The sequence below is a fragment of the Pseudomonas sp. AFG_SD02_1510_Pfu_092 genome, assembly GCF_003331055.1.
Taxonomy (GTDB): domain Bacteria; phylum Pseudomonadota; class Gammaproteobacteria; order Pseudomonadales; family Pseudomonadaceae; genus Aquipseudomonas.
This window is the reverse complement of record NZ_PUQD01000030.1, coordinates 40,960-62,999: the sequence shown is the minus strand read 5'-3', so window position 1 is coordinate 62,999 and position 22,040 is coordinate 40,960. Positions and strand designations below refer to the sequence as shown.

Below are 22,040 nucleotides of genomic sequence, written 5' to 3'. Positions count from 1 at the left end.
CCGGGCGCGGGCCCCCCCCCCGGCGCGGGCCCGGGGCCCGCGGGCCGGCGCTCGTCGGGCCGGCCCGGGGGGGGGGGGGGCCCCCCCCCCCCGGGGGGGGGGGGCCCCCCCCCGCCCCCCCCCCCCCCCCCCCCCCCCAACAACGGCCGCGTAACCCGGTCAGGTCTTAGCAACAAAGTGTTACCGTTTCAACCCCTGCGACAACCGGCCGCAGCCCGTATTCAAAGGGCTGCAGCCTGTCTGCGCCTTCGTCGGGTAGAACCCCCAGGGGTCTCATGCCAGAATGCCCCGGCTTTTTGGTCGGCCCGTCCCGAGGGCCGGCACCTTCCCTGTAAAGGATGGTTTCATGAATGATCTATATACCCGGCGCGCAGTTGTCGCCGGGATGGGCGTTCTCGGGCTTGGCCTGCTGGCAGGCTGCAGCCCGGCCCGGGGGCTCGAGTTCAAGTACGGCAAGAACATGAGCAACGAAATCCTTGGGCGCAAATTCAGCCTCAAGGACACCCAGGGCAACGTGCGCACCCTGTCGAGTTTCTACGGCAGCATGCCGATGATCTTCTTCGGCTTCACCCAGTGCCCGGCGGTATGCCCGACCACGCTGGCGCGCGCGGCGCAGATCCGCAAGCTGCTGCGCGGCCGCGACCGTGACCTGTTCCAGGTGGTGTTGATCACCCTGGACCCGGAGCGCGACACCCCGGAAGTGCTCGACGCCTACGTCAAGGCGTTCGACCCGTCGTTCACCGCGCTGACCGGTACCCCCGAGGAAATTGCCGCGGTGGCCAAGGAATTCAAGGTGTTCTACGAGAAGGTCCCGGCCGGCGATACCTACACCGTCTCGCACTCGTCCACCAGTTATGTCTATGACACCCGTGGCACCCTGCGCCTGAGCCTGGGCCATTCCCTGACCGCCCAGGAATGCGCCGAAGACCTCGTCACCCTGATGGAGATTTGCTGAATGTCGATGCAACCGATCAAACGCGGTTTGGCTGCCCTGGTGCTGATGGGGCTGGCGTTGCCGGCCCTGGCCCAGACGACCGTGAGTGATGCCTGGGTTCGTGCGACCGTGCCGCACCAGCAGTCCACCGGCGCCTTCATGACCCTGACCGCCAGCAGCGACAGCCAGCTGGTGAGCGTGGCGTCGCCCGTGGCCAAGACCGTGCAGGTGCACGAGATGACCATGAACGGCGATGTGATGGGCATGCGCGAAGTCAAGGCAGTGGCATTGCCAGCCGGCAAGGCGGTCACCCTCGACCCGAACAGCCTGCATGTGATGCTGATGGGCCTGAGCGGCCAGGTACAGGAAGGCCAGAAAGTGCCGCTGACCTTGATCATCGAAGATGCCAAGGGTGCCAAGGAAACCGTCGAGGTGCAGGCCGAAGTGCGTGCGCTCAACGCCGAGGCGGGCGCCGGGCATGATCACATGCACATGAAGCACTGATCAGGCGGACCCCTTTGGGGGCGCTGTGCGCCCCATCGCGACACAAGGCCGCTCCCACAGGAGAATGCATACCCCGTGTGGGAGCGGCCTTGTGCCGCGATGGGCTGCAACGCAGCCCCGGTTCAATCAGCTGCGAAACCTGGGCAGCGGCCTGTCGAGGGTCAGTGAGGTCAAGGTCTTGCTGACCTGAGCCTCGTCGGCCTCGAGTGCCTTCAGACTCGCGCGGATCTTGCCGGCGGCGGGCACGTCGCCCTGCCGGTCGATCCAGTCGGCTATCTCCTTGCAGGCACTGCTCAGGCAGGCTTGGCGCTGGTTCATCAGCGACAGGAGGGTGGTGAGCTCTCTTTCGGACATGGCAGGATCCTCCATTCAGCCCTGTCAGTGTAGCAGTGGCTCGCCGGCTTGCCTGAGGCCGGGTGTCGCATCAACCCGGCAGGCAAGCACTGCGATAAGCCCCCGGCGTCACCCCGTAGGCCTGCTTGAACTGCCGATTCAAATGGCTCTGGTCGGCAAAGCCCAGGTCGAACGCCACCTCGGAAGCTGCCCAGCCGCGCTTGAGCATTTCCCGCGCACGGGCCAGGCGGCGCTGCTTCAACCAGGCATGCGGCGGCAGGCCGGTGGCCTGGCGGAACACCCGGGCGAAATGGAACGGCGACAGGTTGACCGCCGCCGCCAGGGCTTCGAGCGAGGGTGGGTCGGCCAGCTGGCTCTCCAGCAGTTCGCGCGCGCGAGCCACTGCCAGCGGTTCGTGGCCGGGGGCCGCAGGTTCGGCGCATTGCCCGTGCCGTTGCACCAGGGCCAATACCGCCTGGCGCCAGGCGGTCTGTTGCTGCAGGGCGCTGGCACCGGCCTCGGACAGTTGGTGCAGCTGGCTGAAGGCAACCGCCAGGGCCGGGTCATGGATGACGCTGGCCTTGAAGCTGGGCATGCCGTGGCGGCCCAGTTGCAGCTCGTCGAGCACGCCGGTTACCCGCTCGTGCTCCGGATAGAAACCCCGATAGCGCCAACCCGCCTCGTGGGCGGTGGCACCCGTGTGCAGCTCGTCGGGGTTGATCAGCACCATGCTGCCGACCGGCGCCAGGTGCTCGCTGCCGCGGTGCCAGAAACGCTGGGCGCCCGATTCGATAACCGTGAACACGTAGCCTTCATGCACATGCGGGGCGAAGCGCTGCTGGAAGTAGCGCGCGTGCAGCATCTCGACGTCGCCCAGCGCCGGCGCCTGCCACAGGTGGGTCTGCTCGCGCAGGGGCGTGCTCATGCCAGCCAGCTGCGCAGGAAGAAGAAGATCAACATGCTCACCAGCATGCTCAGCAACACGCTGCGGGTCAACAGCACCAGGGCGATGGCCACCAGCGAGCCCAGCAGGTACGGGTTGAGCAGGCTCAGGTTCAGCTGGTCGGCGGGCATGAAGATGATCGGGCCGCAGATTGCGGTGAGCATGCCTGGCACGGCGAAACCGAGGAACTGCCGGGCGTTGGAGCTCAGGCGCAGGGGCAGGCGCGGTTCCAGGAAGGCATAGCGGTTGAGGAACACGATGGCCCCCATGGCGAAAATCAGGATCCAGGTCATGCGCGGGCTCCGCTGAATTTCTGGCAGATGAAGCCGGCGCTCATGCCCAGCAGGCCGGCGGCGACCAGCGCGGTCTCCCAGTGCCAGTGGCTGAACAGCACCGAGCAGAACAGCGACACGGCGACGCACACAACGGTGGCCAGGTTGCGCACCAACGGCGCGATCAGGGCGACGAAGGTGGCGACGATGGAAAAGTCCAGGCCGAGCTGGTCCATATGCGGAATGTTCTGCCCCAGCAGGATCCCGGCCAGGGTAAACAGGTTCCAGGCGATGTAGAAGGTCAGGCCCACGCCCAGCGCGTACCAGCGGTTGAACTGCTGCTGGTCGTACTGGCTGGTCAGGGCGAAGAATTCGTCGGTCAGCAGAAAGCCCAGGCCCAGCCGCCAGCGCAGCGGCTGGCTGGACAGCACCGGCCGCATCGACAGGCCATACAGCAGGTGTTGCGAGGTCAGCAGCAGGGTGGTCAACAGGATTGAGGCCAGGTTGGCGCCGCCCTTGAGCATGCCGATGGCCACCAGTTGCGCGGCACCGGCGAAGACGATGGCCGACAGCCCTTGCCCCTCCCAGGCGCTGAGGTTGGCCTCGATGGCCATGGAGCCGGCCAGCAGACCCCAGGGGGCTACGGCCAGAGACAACGGCAGACTGGCGATGGCGCCGTGGAGAAAGGCTTGGCGAGCGATGTGGGGCATGATGGCTGCATTACGTGTACAGGGCAGGCCAGCATGCCAGAGCGGGCGCGAGATGGCTTGAACGATCTTGCTGGTCGAGCCGGTCGCGCCAGGTGCCGCGCCCGGCGAGCGTTACGGGTGGCTGGTCAGGTGCTGCTGCGCCGTCACGCAGCCGTTGGTGTCGACGGCTTTCTGCAGCAGGCTGCGGCGCTGCTGCGGGTCCAGCTCACCGAGCAGGCGGTACACCTCGGCCTGGTAGTCACGCTGGCGCCCCCACTGCATTTCCAGGCCTTGTGGCCGGCTGCGGTTGCAGGCCAGGCGCGTGGCCGGTTGCGGGTAGTAGGGGGCATACACGGTGGCCATGCTGGGGATGGCTTCCAGCGCGTCACGGTATTCGCTGCTGACGTTGTAGGGTGGGCACCAGGTGGCGATGGCCGGTGCCGGTGCGGCAAAGCCCTGCTTGAGGCTGGCTTCGAGCAACGGGCAGGCGGCATCCGGAATTTGCGCGGCGGGCAGGTAGGTCATGTAGTACAGCGCCAGGCGGTACTGGGCGACCGGATGGCCCAGCTCCACGGATTTTTTCAGCAAGGCGACCGCTGTCGGCAGGGTGTGGGCCATGGCCTGGCCCTGGCGGCTCAGCTCCGGGTCGCCGCCCACCGCCGTGCGCAGCGTGCTGGTGCCTTCGTCCTGGCGATCGGCCTGTTCCAGCAGCGGCAAGGCCTGGCGGTAGAGCAGGTCGGCGTGGGGGTCGATGCGCACTTCCAGCGCAGGCGCGGCCAGCGGCATCACGGCGATCAACAGTGCGGGCAAGCGAAGCATGCGGTTCACAGGCAAGCTCCAGGGGGCGCCAGGTACTGATGGACGGCTCGGTTGTTCATGGCGGTCAAGCGTGCGCCTCGGGCAGGTCGGAACGACGGCCTATTCTAGCCACCCAAGGGGCCTGGCCGGAAGACCACCGGGCGACTGTCAGACGAGCTTGACCGGCGTGGCCTTGCGCAGGGCATGTTTTTCCTGCGCCAGGCCAAGCTTGGCGGTAATCACCTTGGCCAGGGCATTGTTGCCCAGGTCGTTCAGGTGCAGGCGGTCGATGAACAGGTCGGCGCCGAATACCGGCGAGCTGCTGAGCATGCAGTTCATGTCGTAGCACGGCACCGGGTCGGCCTGTTGCTTGATGCGGCGGAAGAAGGCCGAGTGCAGCTGGCTGTCGAAGGCGCCGGCCAGCAGCCGGTCGAAATTGGCCGGTTGCCGCTCCAGCGCGTCCAGCATGGCCTGCTCGCCAGCGGGCAAGCTGTCGCGGCACCAAGGCAGCAAAGGCTGGAGGATGAAGGTGAGGGTGGAGTGGCTGTCTGCCAGTAGCCGGTCCCATTGACGCAAGGTCCGGCCAATGGTGTCGGCGGCACGGGCCAGGCGCTTTTCCGCGGGCGACAGCGGCCAGCTGGCCGGCGCTACCACCGAGGGCGTGGCCAAGGCCTGGCCGATACGCCGCCACAGCGACTGCCGGCGCGGCGCCGCCGTGGGCTGCATGCCTTCGCTGAAACTGTTGAGAAAGTCCTGATAGGCCTTGGCGTGCTGCGGGTCGTTGAGGCTGGCGAGGACTTCGCACAGGGCTTCGTGGGCCAGGCTGTTGAGGCCGCTGAGCACCACCACATGACCGAGCTGGCCAAGGCGGTGCTGATGCGTAAGGAACATCAGCAGCTCCTGGCTGGCATTCAGCCCGCAGCCGGCCAGGCTCAGCCAGACTTCGCCGGTGAGCATCGACAGGTGCGAGGCCACTGTGTGTTCATCGGAGCTGGCACCGATGCCCAAGGCGGTGGAGCCACCGACCAGCAGGTTGACGCGCGCTGCTCCGCCTCGCTCGGCTGGCGAAAAGCGCTTGCCGGCGCAATGGCTGTAACGCAGGCCCAGGGCGTCGGTGTTGATGGTGCCGGAGCGGTAGCCGGTTTCGTGCACATGCACGGTGTGCGGGGCGCGACGGCTGCCCAGCAGCAGAAAGCGCTGGTAGTCCTGTTGCAACGGCGAAGGAGGCGGGCGCGTGTCAGTCGGGGGCATGGGTTCTCCTGCAATTGCAGCGGGCGCTGTGCGTGACGTTCAGGCCGTCAGCTCCCTGAAGTTGTACAGCAGGCCACCGGCAGCGATCAGCAGCAGGGCGACGCCCGATGCCAGGCTGATCATGCGGTTGCTGCGCTGCGAAGCGATCTTGCCGATGGCGAAGATGTACAGGCTGAGCACGGCGAAATCGATGGCTACCCAGAGCAGCGACAGCACCACCATGCTCTTGCCGAACGACTCGGTGATCTGGATGAACTGGGGGAAGAAGGCGATGAAGAAGATGATGTCCTTGGGGTTGGAAATACCCACCATGAAACCTTGCAGCAGGCCGCCGCGCCCTGGCTTGGCAAGCTCGCCCTGCGCCTCGGCGGCAGGTGCCTGCAGGGCGTCTCGCAGGGTGCCCACGGCGATGTAGCCGATGAACAGGCAACCCAGCAGGCTCATGGCGCTGAGCCAGGCCTTGTCGATGGCGGCACTGGTGAGGATGATCCAGGCGGCCGCGCCAATCAGCACCAGTGACGCCCAGTTGGTGCCGACGGCAGTGAACATGGCCTTGCGCGAGCCGGAGGCGGCCGCGGTGTTGACGATCAGTGCCACCACCGGGCCGGGGGTGGCGATCAGCAGCAGGACGGTAAGGGCATAGGTGGCGGTGAGTGCGGTGTTCACGGTCAGGTCTCGATCAGTATGTCGGGTGTTGCCGGGTGAGCGGCATGGGCGTGGAACGGGCAGCGAGACGGGTTGAGCGACCCGGCCTCCTGCAGTTGATACTGCTTCCACTCGTAGTTGTCGGCATCGCCGAAGAAGCCGAGGGTGTCGGGCATGACGCCATCGTTGTAGTGGTGCACGCGTTCGCGGATGCGTTCGCGAATACGCTGGCCGCTTTCGGTGTTGGCGTTGGCCACTTCATCGAAGTTCGCCCGCGGGTTGATGACAAAGGTGATGTGCGGCCCCAGGTTGCGGCTTTTCATCTGCTGGTGGCCGGGGAAGTTCATGTTGATGAACAACGGCATGCCGGCATAGCAGAACGACCAGCCGCTGTCGTCGGGGGAGGTCGGCATGCCCTGCGGCCAGGGCTGCGGGTCGCGCGCATGCACGCCGCGCAGCACTTTCCAGGCCAGCGCCTGCTGCTCGGCCAGGGCGCTGTCGCTGGCGGTTTCGAGAAACACCACCAGTGGGCTGCCGATACGCTGCTTGGGCGGGATCGGGGCGACGGTGCGCACGTAGTCGTCCAGGCCTTGGGCGATGTCGTCGGCCAGTTGCTCGGCGCGCGCGAAGAGGATGTGGCAGGTGGCGCCGTTTACCGCCTTGCGGCCGAACAGGCAGGGGAACTCGGGGTTGGCGAGTACACTGCGAAAATGTTCAACGGCTTTGCCAGTCCAGTGGTGGGTGTTCCGGGCATGTTGAGCAGCCAGCTCGAGCGCGTCCAGGCGATAGCAAGTTCCATAACCCGTAAACATGATTTCCCCAGGCGTTAAGATAGGTGAACTTTCCAGTCACATGCAGGCAGGATCTTGGTTATGTTTATAATTTACCCGCATTTTCCGAGACGCCCGTGACGTTGTAAAACGGGTGGAACTATGACCTACTATTAGTCTTATTCATGATTGGGACATCGCCATGTCGGAACGGATTCAGGCTCTGCATGCCCTGCGCGCCTTCGAGGTTGCCTCGCGCTATGGCTCATTTACCCGGGCAGCGGAAGAGCTGGCCCTGACCCAGGGCGCGGTCAGCCATCACATCAAGACCTTGGAAGCGCTGTTCGGCTGCGACCTGTTCGAACGTCGCGGGCCGAAGCTGGCCCTGACCGAGCACGGTCGCCTGCTGGCGCAGGAGCTCAAGGTCGGGTTCAAGATCATCGAAAATGCCTGCGCGCTATTGCGCCAGGACCGCTACGGCCTGCGCCTGAAGGCGCCGTCCACGCTCACCGTGCGCTGGCTGTTGCGGGCGCTGGATGCGTTCAAGAAAGTCGACGACAACTGCAGCGTGCAGCTTTCCAGCGTGTGGATGGACATCGACAGCGTGGATTTCTATTCCGAGCCCTACGACTGCGCGATCCTGCTGGCCAACGGGCGTTTTCCCGCTGATATCGAGAGTTTCAAGCTGTTCGATGAATGGCTGATCCCGGTGTGCCACCCGGATTACATGAGCCAGGCGCAGCCGGACCTGGCGGACCTGGCCCAGTGCGAGTTTCTGCACCCGTCCCCTGACCGGCGTGACTGGCGGCGCTGGCTGGCGCGCATGGACGCGCTGGACATCAGCATCGACCACGGGCAGGTGTTCGATACCCTCGACCAGGGCATCTCGGCCGCCCAGCAAGGCCTGGGTATTTCGGTAGTCGACCTGGTGCTGGCCAGTGCCGACCTGGGCGCGGGGCGCCTGGTCACGCCGTTCAAGCACGCGGTGGCCACGGGCGACGGCTATTACATGACCTGGCTCAAGGCCAGCCCCAAGGCACGGCAGATGCACAAGCTGCGCGACTTCCTGCACGGCCAGGTGCCGCCGCTGGCGTACAAGGACATCGACTATCTGTACGGTTGAACCGTGGCGCCCTGGTAGAGCAACGGTGTTGCAGTCATGTTGAAAGCTGGCGCGCTCCCTGTGGGAGCGGGCTTGCCCGCGGTACAAACCGGAGACATCGTTTACATTCCACCGCGTCGCCTGCTTCGCGGGCACGCCCGCTCCCACAGTAATGCGCAGGTCTTGAGCGCGGTCCGTTGGATGGGCGCCACAAAAATGCACTGCAACCCTGCGTCGGCGGTAGAATCGCCACCATTCGTACAACAAACGATTCAGAGGTCGACGCGGTGGAGTTGCAGCAGGGCTTTGTCCTGACCCGGCATTGGCATGACACACCTGAAGGCACCTGCGTGGAATTCTGGCTGGCCACCGATCAGGGGCCGCGACAGCTGCGCCTGGCGCCGCAGGAGTCGGTGGCGTTCATCCCGCAGGCACAGGCTGAGCATGCCCGGGTACTGCTGGCCAAGGAACCTGGGGCACAGCTGAGGCCGCTGCGCCTGAAAGATTTCGACCAGCGCCCGGTGCTGGGCCTGTATTGCCGCCAGCACCGGCAACTGCTGCAGCTCGAGCAACGCCTGCGCAGCGCCGGTATCGAGGTGTTCGAAGCCGACATCCGCCCGCCCGAACGCTACCTGATGGAGCGCTTCATCACCGCCCCGGTGCAGTTCACCGGCCAGCCGGATGCCCACGGGGTGTATTGCGACGCCCAGCTCAAGCCGGTGCCCGGCTACCGCCCGCCACTGCGGCTGGTGTCGCTGGACATCGAGACCAGCGAGCGCGGTGAGTTGTACAGCATTGCCCTGGAAGGCTGCGGGCAACGCCAGGTCTACATGCTCGGCCCGGCCAACGGCCCTGCCACCGAGCTTGATTTCGACCTGCACTATTGCGCCGACCGCGCGGCCCTGCTGGCCTGCCTCAATCAGTGGATGGCCGAGCACGACCCGGATGCGATCATCGGCTGGAACCTGATCCAGTTCGACCTACGCCTGCTGCATGAGCACGCCCGGCAGTTGCAGGTGCCGCTGGCATTGGGGCGTAACGGTGCGCCAATGACCGTGCGCAGCCATGCCGGCGGTGGCCACGTGTTTGCCGATGCCCCCGGGCGGCTGTTGATCGATGGCATCGAGGCGCTGCGCTCGGCGACCTGGAGCTTTCCTTCGTTCAGCCTGGAAAGCGTTGCCCAGACCTTGCTTGGCGAAGGCAAGGCCATCGACACGCCGTACCAGCGCATGGATGAAATCAACCGCCGCTTCGCCGAAGACAAACCGGCGCTGGCGCGTTACAACCTCAAGGACTGCGAGCTGGTCACGCGGATATTCGCCCACACCCGGCTGCTCGACTTTCTCCTGGAACGGGCGTCGGTCACTGGCCTGGCGGTGGACCGCAGCGGTGGTTCGGTGGCCGCGTTCTGCCATTTGTACATCCCGCAGATGCACCGCCTGGGCTTCGTCGCGCCCAATCTCGGCAGCCGCCCCGACGAAGCCAGCCCCGGCGGCTTCGTCATGGATTCGCGCCCGGGGCTGTACGACTCGGTGCTGGTGCTGGACTACAAGAGCCTGTACCCGTCGATCATCCGCACGTTCCTGATCGACCCGGTGGGGCTGGTCGAAGGCTTGCGTCTGCCTGATGACCAACACTCGGTGGCGGGTTTCCGCGGCGGCCGGTTTTCGCGCAGCCAGCATTGCCTGCCGGCCATCGTCGAGCGGGTATGGCAGGGCCGGGAGGCGGCCAAGCGCGAGGGCAATGCGCCGCTGTCGCAGGCGCTGAAGATCATCATGAACGCCTTCTACGGGGTGTTGGGCTCGAGTGGTTGCCGTTTCTTCGACCCGCGCCTGGCCTCGTCGATCACCATGCGCGGCCACCAGATCATGCGCCAGACCCGCGAGTTGATCGAGGCCAGAGGCTATGAGGTCATCTACGGCGACACCGACTCGACGTTCGTCTGGCTCAAAGGCGCCCATGAAGAACAGGCTGCGGCAGACATCGGGCGCGCGCTGGTGGCGCAGGTCAACCAGTGGTGGCGCGCACACCTGCGCGAGCAGCTGAACCTGGAAAGCGCGCTGGAGCTGCAGTTCGAGGTGCATTACCGGCGTTTTCTGATGCCGACCATCCGCGGTACCGACGAAGGCAGCAAGAAGCGCTATGCCGGCTTGGTGCAACGGCCCGATGGCCGCGAGGACATGGTCTACAAGGGCCTGGAGGCGGTGCGCACCGACTGGTCGCCGCTGGCCCAGCAGTTCCAGCAGGAACTGTACGGGCGTATTTTCCGCCGGCAGCCTTACCGCGACTATGTACGCCAGTACGTGCAGCAGACCCTGGCCGGCGAACTCGATAGCCTGCTGGTGTACCGCAAGCGCTTGCGCCGGCCGCTGGCCGACTACCAGCGCAACGTGCCGCCGCATGTGCGCGCCGCGCGCCTGGCCGATGACTACAACAGCCGCCTGGGCCGGCCGCAACAATATCAGCGGGGCGGCTGGATCAGTTACCTGGTCACCACCGCTGGCCCGGAGCCACTGGAAAACCTGCAGGCGCCGGTGGACTACGAACACTACCTGACGCGCCAGTTGCAGCCGGTGGCCGACGCGATTCTGCCCTTCGTTGGCGACAGTTTCGACGCGCTGGCTGGCCGCCAGCTGCCGCTGTTCTGAGAGCGGTAATTATCTAGCCTCCCGGCCTGCGCTTTTGTACCTAGTGTCGAGCCCCCGACTCAGCCAGAGGTGCAACATGGCCATTTCACTGCAGGAACACCCCGCAAAAGGCAATACGCTGGCGATGGAGCAAGCGTATCAGGACAGCTTGATCGTCAACCGCATGCCCCGATGGATTCGTCGTTTGAGGATCGTATCAGCCACGGAGCAGAACCGTCCGGTGAACAGCCTGTACGCTTCGGAGCATGCGGCATTGTGCCAGGCGATAAGGGACAGCGTCGTTGCCCGGCAAGCGCTCAAGGCCGCACTGGCGCGTATCCAGGGTATCGACCATTTCTGCACGCCCTTGTTGCAGCAAGCCATGCGCGACACTTTCGGCAGTACCGACGCGATCAACGGCCTTTATTTCAGGTCCTGGTACACCTACACCGACTCGAAACCGGGCATTTCCTGGGGCCGTCATCCCCTTCCGGCAAGAGACAACTTCGATGTCCCGCTGATCGAGGCGGCGCTGAACAACTTCACCGAGGGCGAGGGGCGCAACGAGCAGCCCAGGGACAATTGCATCGTCGATGCGTCGTCACGCCGTCTTGCTTCAGCCAGCGCGCCTGCATTCGCCCGCCTGTGTCGCAAGCTGGACCTGGGCGGGCGTTACCAGCGTCATCTGGACAGCGTGCTCAACGCACCGGCCAGCCAGGCCGGCGGCCAGGATAGCGTTCATTCTGCGCTTGCCCGGCTCTACCGCAGCGTCATGTTGACGGACGCGTGCAAAGCCAAGACAGAGGGTGTGCTCAATGCGGCGGAGCTGCAACTGGTCACCGAGCTGTATCAGCAAGGCCAGCCCGGTACGTTCTACGAAGCGAAGGTCGTGGCTCGCCAGCTCAAGGCATTCGACTGCATGGTGCAGCAGATCGTTGTGCTGGAAGTGCTGCACGAGGGGTGGCTGTTCAACGCCAGCCGGCGGATCATCGTCTATATCCCGGGCGATCCGCATGGCCCGTGGAGCGTGAGCACAGACCTGGAAACGTTCGTTCGCAAAGTGCTGGGCAAGCGCCTGCGCAGCGCAGCCTATCAGGCCTTTTTCAGGCGCTTCGTGCGTCGCCGTGACAGCTACGCGTTCTTTTCCAGGGTTGCCAACGAGCTCGTGGACGTTGTGGAAGCAGCAACCCGCGAGATGGACCAGCATATGGTCGATTACCCGCTGCCGTTGTTCGATGGTCTAGCAAGGCAGCGCATTGCACAGATAAAGGACGATGCAGCGTCGATAGCGAAACCGGTTGCAGACCTCGACCGGAAGACCCAGGAAGCCCATCACCAACGTCTGGTTGACGAAGGCTGGACTTTGCTGGCTGTAGCCGGGCTGTTCATTCCGGCGCTGAACTCCTTGTTGTTGGCACTGATGGCCTGGGACATGCTCGACGAGGTGTTCCATGCCGTAGAGGACTGGCGTGAAGGTGACAGCAGTGCCGCGCTGGACCATGTGCTCAACCTCTCCAGGGAAGTGGCGGCCGTTGGCGTGACGGCGGTGGTATGGCGTGAAACGACCCGCGCCTGGGCCGCACTGGATCATTGGCTGCCGGCGCGGTTGGAGGATGGCACGCATAAACTCTGGAACGCCGACCTGGTGCCGTTTCGCAGCTCGGCTCCGCCGGCAGATGCAGTAGCGGACGCGGCGGGTATTTATCGTGCACAGGGCAAGTGCTGGATGAACATGGACGGTTACTACTATGAAATCGTCCAGCGGGCCGATGAGCAATGGCAACTGGTGCCTCGGCGAGGGCACGGGCCGTTACTGCGCCACAACGAGGCGGGCGCCTGGCGTACGTGGGCCGAGCAACCTGCCAGCTGGGCGGACGCATACATGATATGCCGTCGCCTGGGTGAGCCCTTTGCCCGGCTGGATGAGCCGGCTATCGACCAGCTGATGACTATCCATGGGCTTGATGCAGATTACCTGCGGGCGCTGCATGTGTATGGCCGGGCAGCGGAGGCGGAAATTGTCGACAGTGCCGACCGCCTGCTGATCCATCAGCGCGTGCAGACGTTACTCGATGGCTTGCGCCTCGCCCGTGGGCTGGATGACCCACAGTTACTCGCCCTTGCCCGGTCGCTTCCCGGGATCACCGAACAGCAGGGGCCTGCGCTGGCCGAGCAAGTCTGGGCCAGGCGTCGCCAGCTGTTCCAGCGCGTGTACGAGCTGCACCAGGCGGACGATGATGCAGCCATTGCGACCCTGCGTCGGGTATTCCCGCGCTTGCACTACAAGGCTGCGCAGCAACTGGTGGAGGAGGCGACGTCGCAGGAGCGCCAGTACCTGGCGCATCAGGGCAAGGTTCCGTTTGGTCTGAGCCGCAAAGCCAGGCTCAGCGTCTTGCGCATTCGGGTTGCCCTTGCCTGCGAGGCGCTGTTCATCGATACCCCGCAAAGTCTCGACCTGGCCAAGGTTGCCCTGACATTGCTGGACACCCTCCCGGGCAGTGAGCTGGCGCCGCATTGGCGCTTGTTCGATGGCGACGCCTTCGAGCCGGTGCTCAGCCTGGGGCGTGGGCTTTCGTTCCGGCTGGTGCACCGTGACGGGTTGTTCGAGCTCGAGGATGCGCTGGGCATTGGTTTGCATCCCCCGGGTGAGTTGTTCGAAGTCATGGCCTCGGCGTTGGAAGCCAACGTTATCGAACAACTGGGTTTGAGCGAGCCCTATGCCGAGGATCTGCGCGCCGCCTTGGCCCGACAGGTTCCACGGCGCATGCAGATGATTGCCCGCACGCTCGGCAAGAACCCTGAACAACCCGCCTGGTTGCCGCCGCTGCGACTGGAGGACGGGAGGATCGGCTATCCGCTGGGCGGCGGTGGTGTGGGCGGCTTCGCCAGGGCGTCTACCAGGCCCCGCGCGCTGTCGGCAAGGCTACGCGATCTGTATCCGGCCTACAGCGACGAACAGCTGGAGCAGTGGCTGACCAGTCTGCATGCACTGGGGCGCGACACCGCAGCCGAACTGGGCATGCTCGAACAGCAATCGGAGCTGTTGTACAGCCATTTGAAAACCTGGGAGCTGAATGGCCTGCTGGCGGGTGAAAAGGCTGAACGCCGCCGTTTCAGGAAGGCGTTGACCGAGTGCTGGCGGGAGCTGGTGCCAGAGCGTGTGCTTGGCCCGAACGAGGTGCTGACGGTGAACTGGGAATATGTTGGGCACAGTTTGCGAAGCCTGCCCGATTTTCCACCACAGGTCAGTTTTCCGCACGTTTCCGGCATGGCCTTGCGTCATTTGAAAATTACCGAGATACCCGCCAAATTCCTGCTGGCCTTCCCTAATGTGGAGGTGATGGAGCTGACCAACAACAGGTTGCAACGTTTGCCGCCGAACCTGATGTTGCTCAGGCGCCTGCGGGTCATCGACCTGTCGGGTAACCAGATTCGCCTGGACCAGGTGCAACGTGTCGAACTGGCGCAGTGCCGCAATCTGCATTACCTGAACTTGTCGCGTAACCCGCTGTACCAGCCGATCTCGGTAACGCACATGATCCAGTTGCGTGAATTGCGACTACGCAATACCAGGATCTCCACGCTTCCCGACGGCATTTCCCACAACCCGTCGCTGTACCTGCTGGATGCTGCGGAAAATGCGCTCAGCTCGCTACCTTCGGGCTTCCTCACTTCACGGCTGTGGCGTCAGGGCTACGTCGAACTGACCGGTAACCCGCTCGTTTACCGGCAGGACGGCGAAGCTCAGGCATTGTGGCGGTTCCCGCGAGATAGCACGGTACCGTACAAGCTGCGGTGGCTGGACCGGTTGGCCGACCCGCTGCGGGAAGATTTTGCCATCTCCTGGGCGTGCGTATCGTTGATGGAGGGGGCTGACAACTTCATGGGCTTGTTGGCGGCGTTGACCCGATCCCGCGACTTCATCCACCCGCAATACTTCACCCTGCTGGCCACGCGGGTCTTCGACATGATGGAAACGATGCAGCAAACTCCACAGCTGGCGAGGATGCTGCTAGACAACGCGGTGGTCGAAAACTGCGCGGACAATGCCACCGCGGTATTCGACCAGCTGGAAGAGCGGGTGCTGCTGTGGAATGCCGAACATGCCGCGCCAACCACGGGCCAGGAGCAGGCGCTGGTAGCGTTGGCGCGGCAGATCTGGCGCAAACGCCAGGTCGAGTTCATTGCCAGCGACCTGGCCGATGAAGACGGCGCGGGGCGTGAGTCGATCGAGTATGCACTGGCATTGTTCATCAAGCTGCGTGATGACCTGAATCTACCGCTGCAAATCAACGGCATGCTTTATCCAGACATTCCCCGTCTTTCTGATGACCAGGTCAGGTCCGTTCGCCTCCGGATCAACAATCGTGAAACCTCCGACACCCTGGCGGTATGGATGGTCGACAAGCCATTCTGGTTGCAATACCTCGATGCGCGGTTTCAGAACGAGTTGCTGCTGCCGGAGCGCTTCCATGCCGAACTGGAAGAACTGCAAGCAGCGCATGCCGGCGCGCAACGGATCGCCCGGATGATGGAAGAGATCGATCAGTGGCGCTATGCGACCCGGTATCAGTTGACCCTCGATGCCTTGGACAGGTGGGCCTGACCCGGTCGGCCGGCGGGTATCAGCCCGGGCAGGCCCGATGCATCGAGGTGCGTTGGGCTATGCTCAGTCCAAGAGGCGCTGGGCCGGGCCCCGCATCGTGCAGAGGCGGGCATGACTTATGGTAATGACCAGTTACCTTTAGCCAGACCCCTCCGCCTGCGGGTGGTTTACCCTCACCCGTCGGATCTTTCGCGCAGATCCGTAGTCTTTGGTTAATCGAGAGAATAAGGAGATTTGCATGCTCGTCCGGTCACTGACCCTCGCTACCTTGCTTGCTGTCGCTGGCCCGCTGTTCGCTGCCGACAGCGACGCGCCGCTGGCCAAGGAACTGGGCAAGGCCAGGCCCTTGGTGGTCATTGCCCCCAGCAGCGCCGACCCGACCTTGCGCGGGCTGAACAAGGCGCTGGAAGACCCGGCGACCCAGGCGGCCTTCAAGGAACGCAACCTGGTGCTGTACAGCGTCGCCAACATGATGGGCAAGCGTGAGGACAAGAACCTCGAGCAGCAGACCACCATGGCGCTGATCCGTGAGCTGAAGCTGGGCGCGAGCAAGGGTACCAAGGTGATTCTGGTGGGCAAGGACGGCGAACGCCACATGCTCAAGGACGACGAGAGTGGCGAGGCCATGGACCCGCAGGCGATTCTCAAGGCGGTCGATGACCTGCCCGCCAGCGAGAAAGCAGTCACGGCACCTGAGCCGGTGGTAGCAGCACCCGCCGCGCAAGCCAAGGCCAAGGACAGCAAACCGGGCAAGCCTGCCAAGCCGGCGACTCCCCCCAAGCCGCTGGAAGACTGAACTGACACAACGGCCCCGGCACCCCCGGGGCCGTTGTGTATCCCACTGTATCTCGCCGCGCCGCAGACCCATTGCCATACAAAAGCGCACCCTGCGCGATACATCCACGACATACCGCAACGGCCTAATGGCTCCACATCCCAACCACAGTGGAGCGACACCATGACCCAAGTACGAAATACCCTCGGCCTGCTCGGCGCCGCCCTGATCGGCAGCATGGCACTGAGCAGCAGTGCCTTTGCCGTCGAACCGTTGGCCCAGGGCTACCAGCTGGCTTCGGCCAAGGTGGCCGGTGAGGGCAAGTGTGGCGAAGGCAAGTGTGGTGGCAGCGCCAAGGCCAGCCAGAGCGAAGGCAAATGTGGCGAGGGCAAATGCGGTGCCGGCGCCAAGGCTGGCGCAGAAGGCAAATGCGGCGAAGGCAAATGCGGCGAAGGCAAGTGCGGTGATGCCTCGTTCGCCAAGACCGACAGCAACCATGACGGCAAGGTCTCGCGCGATGAGTTCGTTGCGGTGGCCAAGGACCGTGCCGGCGACTTCACCAAGATCGACCATAACCATGATGGCTTCATCTCCGAACAGGAAGCTGCGGATCACCTCAAGGCGATCTATCAGGCCAATGGCAAAAGCATGCCTGACGGCCTGTTCAGCCACCTGACCGGCAAACCCTGATCTTCCCTTGAAATGCCGCAACGCCCCTCCTGCTGGTCAGGCGGGGCGTTGTGCCTGTTGCGGAGATACCTTCATGCGTCCCACACCGTTACACACCGGGCTTGGCTTGCGCCGCGGCCTGCTGCCGGAGCTGCTGGCCATGGACGCCGGCGCCGTCGACTTTCTCGAATGCGCACCGGAAAACTGGATTGCCGTGGGCGGCGCCTACGGCAAGGGCCTGGCGCAGCTGGCCGAGCGTTTTCCTATCACTTGCCATGGGCTGTCGTTGTCACTTGGGGGCAGCGCACCGCTGGACCGCCACTTCCTCGGCCAGACCCGCCAGTTTCTCGAGCGTCATCAGGTGCGCTTTTACAGTGAGCACCTAAGCTACTGCAGCGATGACGGGCACCTCTACGACCTGATGCCCATTCCGTTCACCGACGAAGCCGTGCGCCATGTGGCCGCGCGTATCCGCCAGGCCCAGGACCTGCTGGAGCGGCGCATTGCCGTGGAGAACATCAGCTATTACGCCGCGCCGTATCAGGCGATGAGCGAACTGGACTTCATCCGTGCGGTACTCGACGAGGCCGACTGCGATTTGCTGCTGGACGTCAACAATGTCTTCGTCAACGCCTGCAACCACGGCTACGACGCCTGGGAATTCCTGGCGGGCCTGCCCCAGGGGCGGGTGACCGGGATGCACGTGGCTGGCCATTACGATGAGGCAGAGGACCTCAAGGTGGATACCCATGGGGCCGCAGTGAAGGAAGATGTGTGGACCCTGTATGCCGTTGCCTGCGGGCGCTTCGGTAGCCAACCGACCGTACTCGAGCGGGATTTCAACTACCCGCCGCTGGCTGAACTGCTGGCTGAAACGGCGCGAATCCGCACTGTGCAGTGCGCATCGGGGGGGCAGACAGATGAATGAGACCTTACGCTTGCAGCAGTACAGCCTGGCGCGCTACCTGCGCGACCCGCAGCGCCATGCTCCGCCACCCGGCGTAGAGGCACGGCGGCTGAAGGTTTACCGCGAGTTGTTCTATGGCGCCATCGAAGGCTTGCTGGCCGGCAGCTTCCCGGTGATGCGCCAGGCACTGGGCGAACAACGCTGGCACGCCCGTGTGCGTGATTTCTATGCCAACTATCGCAGCCAGACACCGCTGTTTACCGAGATTGCCCAAGCGTTCGTCGATTACCTGCAAGGGGTCGAGCTGGATGCACCGTGGCAGCTGGAGCTCGCGCATTACGAATGGATCGAGGCGCAGCTGTACTTGAGCGATGCCGAAGACCCGGCCCATGATCCGGCGGGCGATCTGCTGGAAGGCCAGCCGCTGCTGTCGTGTGTGGCGCGGGTGCTGGCCTACCGCTGGCCGGTTGAGCACATCGGTGCAGATTACCAGCCGACGGTTGCGCCGGAGGAGCCGACCTTGTTGCTGGTTTATCGCGATGCGGGTTTGAAGGTGCGCTTCGCGCGCCTGACGCCGCTGGCCTATCGGTTGTTGGCCCTGGAGCAGGGCAGTGGCCGGGCGCGGCTGGAGGCGTTGGGTGGGGATGTGCAACAGGGGGCGGTGATGCTGGAGGGGTTGCGCGAGCAAGGGGTGCTCATCGGTACCTGTTGAAGCTTGGTACTGGGGGCGCGTTGCGCCCCCGGGATATCACTTGTAGAACCGCGCCTTGAGCCAATGATCCAGGCTCAAGCGCCCAGCCCCTTTCAGCAGCAGCGGCAGCAGCGCCACCAGGTAGATCAGCGGCAGTTTGTAGTTGCCGAAGCCCTGGTCGGTAATGGCATAGCCCTGGGCCAGTTCGGCCAGGCTCGACCAGTGCGCAGGCCAATGCACCGCAGCAATCGCCACCACGGTCACCACCATCAGGCCAAGCGAGGCCAGCCGCGTGCCCAGGCCCAGCAACAGCAGCAACGGCAGGATCAGCTCTGCCCACATCGACAGTTGCCAGTTCACGTTCGCTGGCAGCTGGTTGAAGGGAAACGGAAAGCTGGATTGCAAGTCGACGAACCAGTTGCTGCCATTGAATTTCTCCCAGCCGGATTCGAAGAACTCCCAGGCTAGAAACAGCCGCAACGGCAGGTCGGCGCTCCAGCTGCCGAAACGGTCGAAGGTGGTCAGGGTGCGGGTCAAGGTGGTCATGCTGGTTTTCTCTCTTCAGGAAAGGGCGCGGGCGTTGCGGCGCTGCTGGCGGGCCAGCTTGGCGGTGAGCTTGACGGTGATGGCGCTGAACATCAGGGCGAACGCCAGCGAGTACCAGCCACCCATGGGGATGCGTTTGTAGAACGACAGGCAGAACACCGCAGCCAAGACCCACATGCCGGTGCTGTGCAAGGCCTGCCAAGCACGGCCACCCAGCAGGCGCATGGGCACCTTGAATGAGGTGACGGTGAGCAGCAGCAGGAACAGGTAGCCGAGCGTACCGGGCAGGCTCGAGGTGACCGTGCGCCCGGCCCAGAACAGCTCGGGGAATTGCTGGGCATAGCGGTAGATCAGCAGACCATGCACGGTGTGGGAAAAGGCAAATGCCAGGCCCAGGTAACGCCGCTCCTGAAGCACCCGGCGGCTGCTGCTGCCGGGTAGCAAGGTCACCAGCGACGAGGCCAGAAACGCCAGCAGGAATAGCGCGAAGGAGCTGCGCGCGGTAGCGCGTATGGCGCTGCGCAGGCCGTCCGGGTCGGGTTGGCTGGCCAGGACCACTGCGGTCATCGCCAGGGTGAGGCCGGCGAGGGTGGCGAACAGCTTCCAGCCGGAGGGCAGGGTGAGGGGTTTCATCAGCATGGCTCCCGGGTATGAGGGTGTGACCGGGAGTGTGTGGGGGTGGGGTATCTGCAGTGTGTCGGCGGTGGTGGGATTATGTATCGAAGTGTACGGACTGCTTTGGAGCAACTGTCTTGGTCAATTTCTAAAAGCTGGCGCGATCGCTGTGGGAGCGGGCGTGCCCGCGAACACCGGCGCAGCCGGTGCCATCCACCGCGTCGCCTGCTTCGCGGGCTTGCCCGCTCCCACCAACGCTGGTCATTTCAGTTCGATCTGCGCGCACAATCCGCCACTTGCGCGGTTGCTCAGGGTCAACCTGCCGCCCATGGCCTGGATCAGTTGGTGGGCAATCGCCAGCCCCAGCCCGGTACCACCGGTGCTGCGGTTGCGTGAACCTTCCACGCGATAGAACGGTTTGAGCACTTCATCCAGTTCGCCAGCGGGGATCCCGGGGCCGTTGTCGAGCACGCGAATAACGGTCAAGTCACCTTCGCGTCCGACTTCCAGTTCGGCGGCCCCGGCAAACTTGAGGGCGTTGTCCACCAGGTTCACCAGCACCCGGCGCAGGGCGTGCGGGCGGGTTTCCAGCAGGCTGGCGCTGTTGCCATGGCGCGCGACCTGGGCACCACTGTCCTGGTAGTCGAACACCAGGCTGTCGAGGAAGGCATCGAGGTTGACCCGGCAGGGGGCCTCGGTGCTGCTGTCCATGCTGCGCGCATAGGCCACGCCTTCGCGCACCAGGTGTTCCATCTCGCCCAGGTCGCTCCACAGCTTGTCCTTCTCCGTCCCGTCGTCCATCACTTCGACCCGCAGCTTCATGCGCGTGATCGGCGTTTGCAGGTCATGGGAGATGGCCGCCAGCAACTGCATGCGTTCCTTCAGGTGGGCGGCGATGCGCGCCTGCAGCGCGTTGAAGGCCACGGCGGCGTAGCGCACCTCGCGCGGGCCGCTTTCATCCAGTTGCACACCGGGTTTGTCCGGGTCGAGGTTGTCCACCGCCTGGGACAGGCGGGTGAGCGGGCGGATGGCCAGGCGTACGGCCAGCCAGGTGCACAGCAACAGCACGGCCAGCTGGATCAGCAGCACCACCGGCAGCCAGCGGGCCACCGGCACCGCTGCCGGGGTCACGTCGATGGTCAGCGGCGCGCCGTCGGCCAGCTTCAGGTGGGCCTGGAAGTGCGCGTTCGGGCCGGGAATTTCCTGAAAGGTCAGGCGATAGTCACTGCCGATGGCCTTGACGATCGACTCGGCGGCCATGGGTGGATCGCTGCTGGGCATCGCTTCACCGCTCAGGCCCTGGTTCAGGCTGTAGCGGTAGGTGCGCCGCTCCAGGCGCGGCAACCAGGCGGCACGTTCGACGGCAGGCAGGCGGTCGAGGATCGCCACCGAAGTGGCCACATCCTGTTCCAGGTTGCTGAGCATCATCGAGCGGCTGCTGATGTAGCGCTCGTAGGCCTGCAGGCCGAACGACAGGCCGTACGCCAGCACCAGGCCGGTGAAGAAGATCAGCGCCAGGCGCGAGGCGAGGGTGCGTGGCCATTTCATGAGGGTGACTCGAGCAGTTGCACCGGCAGCGAGAACACATAGCCCTCGCTGCGTACGGTCTTGATGCAGGCGGGTTCCCGGGCATCATCGCCCAGGCGCTGGCGCAGGCGGCTGACCAGCAGGTCGATGGAACGGTCGAAGATGTCGGCCTCGCGGCCCTGGGTAAGGTTGAGCAGTTGCTCACGGCTGAGCACCCGCTGCGGGTGATCGAGGAACACCCGCAGCAGGCGGTATTCGGCGCCGCTCAGGGCCACCAGGGTGCCTTCGCTGTCGAGCAGGTGGCGTGCGGTGGTGTCCAGGCGCCATTGGCCGAAACCGAGCAGGCGGCTGCTTTCGCTGATGGTCAGGTTGGGCGGCAGCATGCGCGTGCGGCGCAGCACGGCGTTGATGCGCGCCAGCAGTTCGCGGGCCGAGAACGGCTTGGTCAGGTAATCGTCGGCGCCCATCTCCAGGCCGATGATGCGGTCGGTTTCGTCGTTGCGGGCGGTCAGCATCAGCACCGGGGTGTTGCGGTGCTTGCCGGCGCGCAACTCACGGCACAGCAGCAGGCCGTCGTCGCCGGGCATCATGATGTCGAGGACGATCAGGTCGACGCTGTTGGCCTCGAGAAAGGCGCGCATTTGCCGCCCGTCCGCGACGATGCTGGTGCGCAGGCCATTCTTCTTCAGATAGTTGCCGACCAGTTCGCGGATCTCGCGGTCGTCGTCGACGATCAGGATGTGATCGACATGTTCCATGTTGCTTTCCTGTGCAAGAAGGATGGGCGCAGTGTACCGAGCGCAGTCGCGCTTGCCTGCGGGGGTTTGTATTGCAGT

General features: G+C 64.5%; 21 protein-coding genes. 9 read left to right on the top strand and 12 right to left on the bottom strand.

Annotated elements, in window-relative coordinates:
- Nucleotides 1–346 precede the first annotated feature (346 nt).
- Both C6A77_RS14605 and C6A77_RS14600 read left to right on the top strand, forming a co-directional pair.
- Nucleotides 347–955 (top strand): SCO family protein, encoded by a 609-nt coding sequence (locus C6A77_RS14605; RefSeq protein ID WP_024086651.1) that lies wholly within the window; start codon nucleotides 347–349, stop codon nucleotides 953–955.
- A complete protein-coding gene (locus tag C6A77_RS14600) occupies nucleotides 956–1,438 on the top strand; it encodes a copper chaperone PCu(A)C (protein ID WP_114170101.1) in 483 nt (160 codons plus the stop codon).
- A 126-nt stretch (nucleotides 1,439–1,564) separates the two neighbouring features.
- Here C6A77_RS14600 and C6A77_RS14595 read toward each other — a convergent pair whose 3' ends face one another.
- The 8 genes from C6A77_RS14595 to C6A77_RS14560 form a co-directional block, all read right to left on the bottom strand.
- Complete coding sequence (locus C6A77_RS14595) at nucleotides 1,565–1,792, bottom strand: hypothetical protein (RefSeq protein ID WP_114170100.1); 228 nt, start codon at nucleotides 1,790–1,792, stop codon at nucleotides 1,565–1,567.
- 70 nt (nucleotides 1,793–1,862) lie between these two features.
- Nucleotides 1,863–2,696: an AraC family transcriptional regulator gene (locus C6A77_RS14590; RefSeq protein ID WP_114170099.1), complete on the bottom strand. Its 834-nt coding sequence runs from the start codon at nucleotides 2,694–2,696 to the stop codon at nucleotides 1,863–1,865.
- Complete coding sequence (locus C6A77_RS14585) at nucleotides 2,693–3,007, bottom strand: AzlD domain-containing protein (protein ID WP_114170098.1); 315 nt, start codon at nucleotides 3,005–3,007, stop codon at nucleotides 2,693–2,695. The genes C6A77_RS14590 and C6A77_RS14585 overlap by 4 nt, the downstream gene beginning before the upstream one ends.
- Nucleotides 3,004–3,696 carry an AzlC family ABC transporter permease gene (locus C6A77_RS14580; RefSeq protein ID WP_114170097.1) on the bottom strand — a complete coding sequence of 231 codons (693 nt, stop codon included), beginning with the start codon at nucleotides 3,694–3,696 and terminating at the stop codon, nucleotides 3,004–3,006. The genes C6A77_RS14585 and C6A77_RS14580 overlap by 4 nt, the downstream gene beginning before the upstream one ends.
- A gap of 111 nt (nucleotides 3,697–3,807) precedes the next feature.
- Nucleotides 3,808–4,503 carry a sel1 repeat family protein gene (locus tag C6A77_RS14575; RefSeq protein ID WP_114170096.1) on the bottom strand — a complete coding sequence of 232 codons (696 nt, stop codon included), beginning with the start codon at nucleotides 4,501–4,503 and terminating at the stop codon, nucleotides 3,808–3,810.
- Nucleotides 4,504–4,641: 138 nt separating this feature from the next.
- A complete protein-coding gene (locus C6A77_RS14570) occupies nucleotides 4,642–5,724 on the bottom strand; it encodes a hypothetical protein (RefSeq protein WP_114170095.1) in 1,083 nt (360 codons plus the stop codon).
- 39 nt (nucleotides 5,725–5,763) lie between these two features.
- Entirely contained in the window at nucleotides 5,764–6,390 is a 627-nt protein-coding gene (locus C6A77_RS14565; protein ID WP_114170094.1) for a LysE family translocator, read from the bottom strand.
- A gap of 2 nt (nucleotides 6,391–6,392) precedes the next feature.
- On the bottom strand, nucleotides 6,393–7,181 hold the full coding sequence (locus tag C6A77_RS14560; RefSeq protein WP_114170093.1) for a YqcI/YcgG family protein: 789 nt from the start codon (nucleotides 7,179–7,181) through the stop codon (nucleotides 6,393–6,395).
- Nucleotides 7,182–7,341: 160 nt separating this feature from the next.
- Here C6A77_RS14560 and C6A77_RS14555 point away from each other — a divergent pair, with 160 nt between their 5' ends.
- The 7 genes from C6A77_RS14555 to C6A77_RS14525 all read left to right on the top strand — a co-directional run bounded on the left by C6A77_RS14555 (nucleotide 7,342) and on the right by C6A77_RS14525 (nucleotide 18,537).
- The gene (locus tag C6A77_RS14555; RefSeq protein ID WP_114170092.1) at nucleotides 7,342–8,262 is read left to right on the top strand and encodes a LysR substrate-binding domain-containing protein; all 921 of its coding nucleotides are present in this window, start codon (nucleotides 7,342–7,344) and stop codon (nucleotides 8,260–8,262) included.
- A 266-nt stretch (nucleotides 8,263–8,528) separates the two neighbouring features.
- A complete protein-coding gene (locus C6A77_RS14550; RefSeq protein WP_114170091.1) occupies nucleotides 8,529–10,889 on the top strand; it encodes a DNA polymerase II in 2,361 nt (786 codons plus the stop codon).
- Between the two features lie 76 nt (nucleotides 10,890–10,965).
- Complete coding sequence (locus C6A77_RS14545; protein ID WP_114170090.1) at nucleotides 10,966–15,474, top strand: NEL-type E3 ubiquitin ligase domain-containing protein; 4,509 nt, start codon at nucleotides 10,966–10,968, stop codon at nucleotides 15,472–15,474.
- Nucleotides 15,475–15,712: 238 nt separating this feature from the next.
- A complete protein-coding gene (locus C6A77_RS14540) occupies nucleotides 15,713–16,270 on the top strand; it encodes a DUF4174 domain-containing protein (RefSeq protein WP_114170089.1) in 558 nt (185 codons plus the stop codon).
- A 162-nt stretch (nucleotides 16,271–16,432) separates the two neighbouring features.
- Nucleotides 16,433–16,939: an EF-hand domain-containing protein gene (locus tag C6A77_RS14535; protein ID WP_114170088.1), complete on the top strand. Its 507-nt coding sequence runs from the start codon at nucleotides 16,433–16,435 to the stop codon at nucleotides 16,937–16,939.
- A 73-nt stretch (nucleotides 16,940–17,012) separates the two neighbouring features.
- Entirely contained in the window at nucleotides 17,013–17,846 is an 834-nt protein-coding gene (locus tag C6A77_RS14530) for a DUF692 domain-containing protein (RefSeq protein ID WP_114170087.1), read from the top strand.
- Nucleotides 17,839–18,537 carry a putative DNA-binding domain-containing protein gene (locus C6A77_RS14525; RefSeq protein ID WP_114170086.1) on the top strand — a complete coding sequence of 233 codons (699 nt, stop codon included), beginning with the start codon at nucleotides 17,839–17,841 and terminating at the stop codon, nucleotides 18,535–18,537. Before C6A77_RS14530 ends, C6A77_RS14525 begins: the two co-directional genes overlap by 8 nt.
- Nucleotides 18,538–18,573: 36 nt before the next feature.
- Here the strand turns inward: C6A77_RS14525 and C6A77_RS14520 are convergent, their stop codons facing one another.
- From C6A77_RS14520 to C6A77_RS14500, 4 genes are all read right to left on the bottom strand, one after another.
- Nucleotides 18,574–19,062: a DoxX family protein gene (locus tag C6A77_RS14520; RefSeq protein ID WP_114170085.1), complete on the bottom strand. Its 489-nt coding sequence runs from the start codon at nucleotides 19,060–19,062 to the stop codon at nucleotides 18,574–18,576.
- Nucleotides 19,063–19,077: 15 nt separating this feature from the next.
- Nucleotides 19,078–19,695 carry a ferric reductase-like transmembrane domain-containing protein gene (locus C6A77_RS14515; protein ID WP_114170084.1) on the bottom strand — a complete coding sequence of 206 codons (618 nt, stop codon included), beginning with the start codon at nucleotides 19,693–19,695 and terminating at the stop codon, nucleotides 19,078–19,080.
- Nucleotides 19,696–19,938: 243 nt separating this feature from the next.
- Nucleotides 19,939–21,225 carry a HAMP domain-containing sensor histidine kinase gene (locus C6A77_RS14505; RefSeq protein WP_114170083.1) on the bottom strand — a complete coding sequence of 429 codons (1,287 nt, stop codon included), beginning with the start codon at nucleotides 21,223–21,225 and terminating at the stop codon, nucleotides 19,939–19,941.
- Nucleotides 21,222–21,962, bottom strand: coding sequence for a response regulator (locus C6A77_RS14500; RefSeq protein ID WP_114170082.1), 741 nt, complete (start codon nucleotides 21,960–21,962; stop codon nucleotides 21,222–21,224). Before C6A77_RS14500 ends, C6A77_RS14505 begins: the two co-directional genes overlap by 4 nt.
- Between the last annotated feature and the right edge of the window lie 78 nt (nucleotides 21,963–22,040).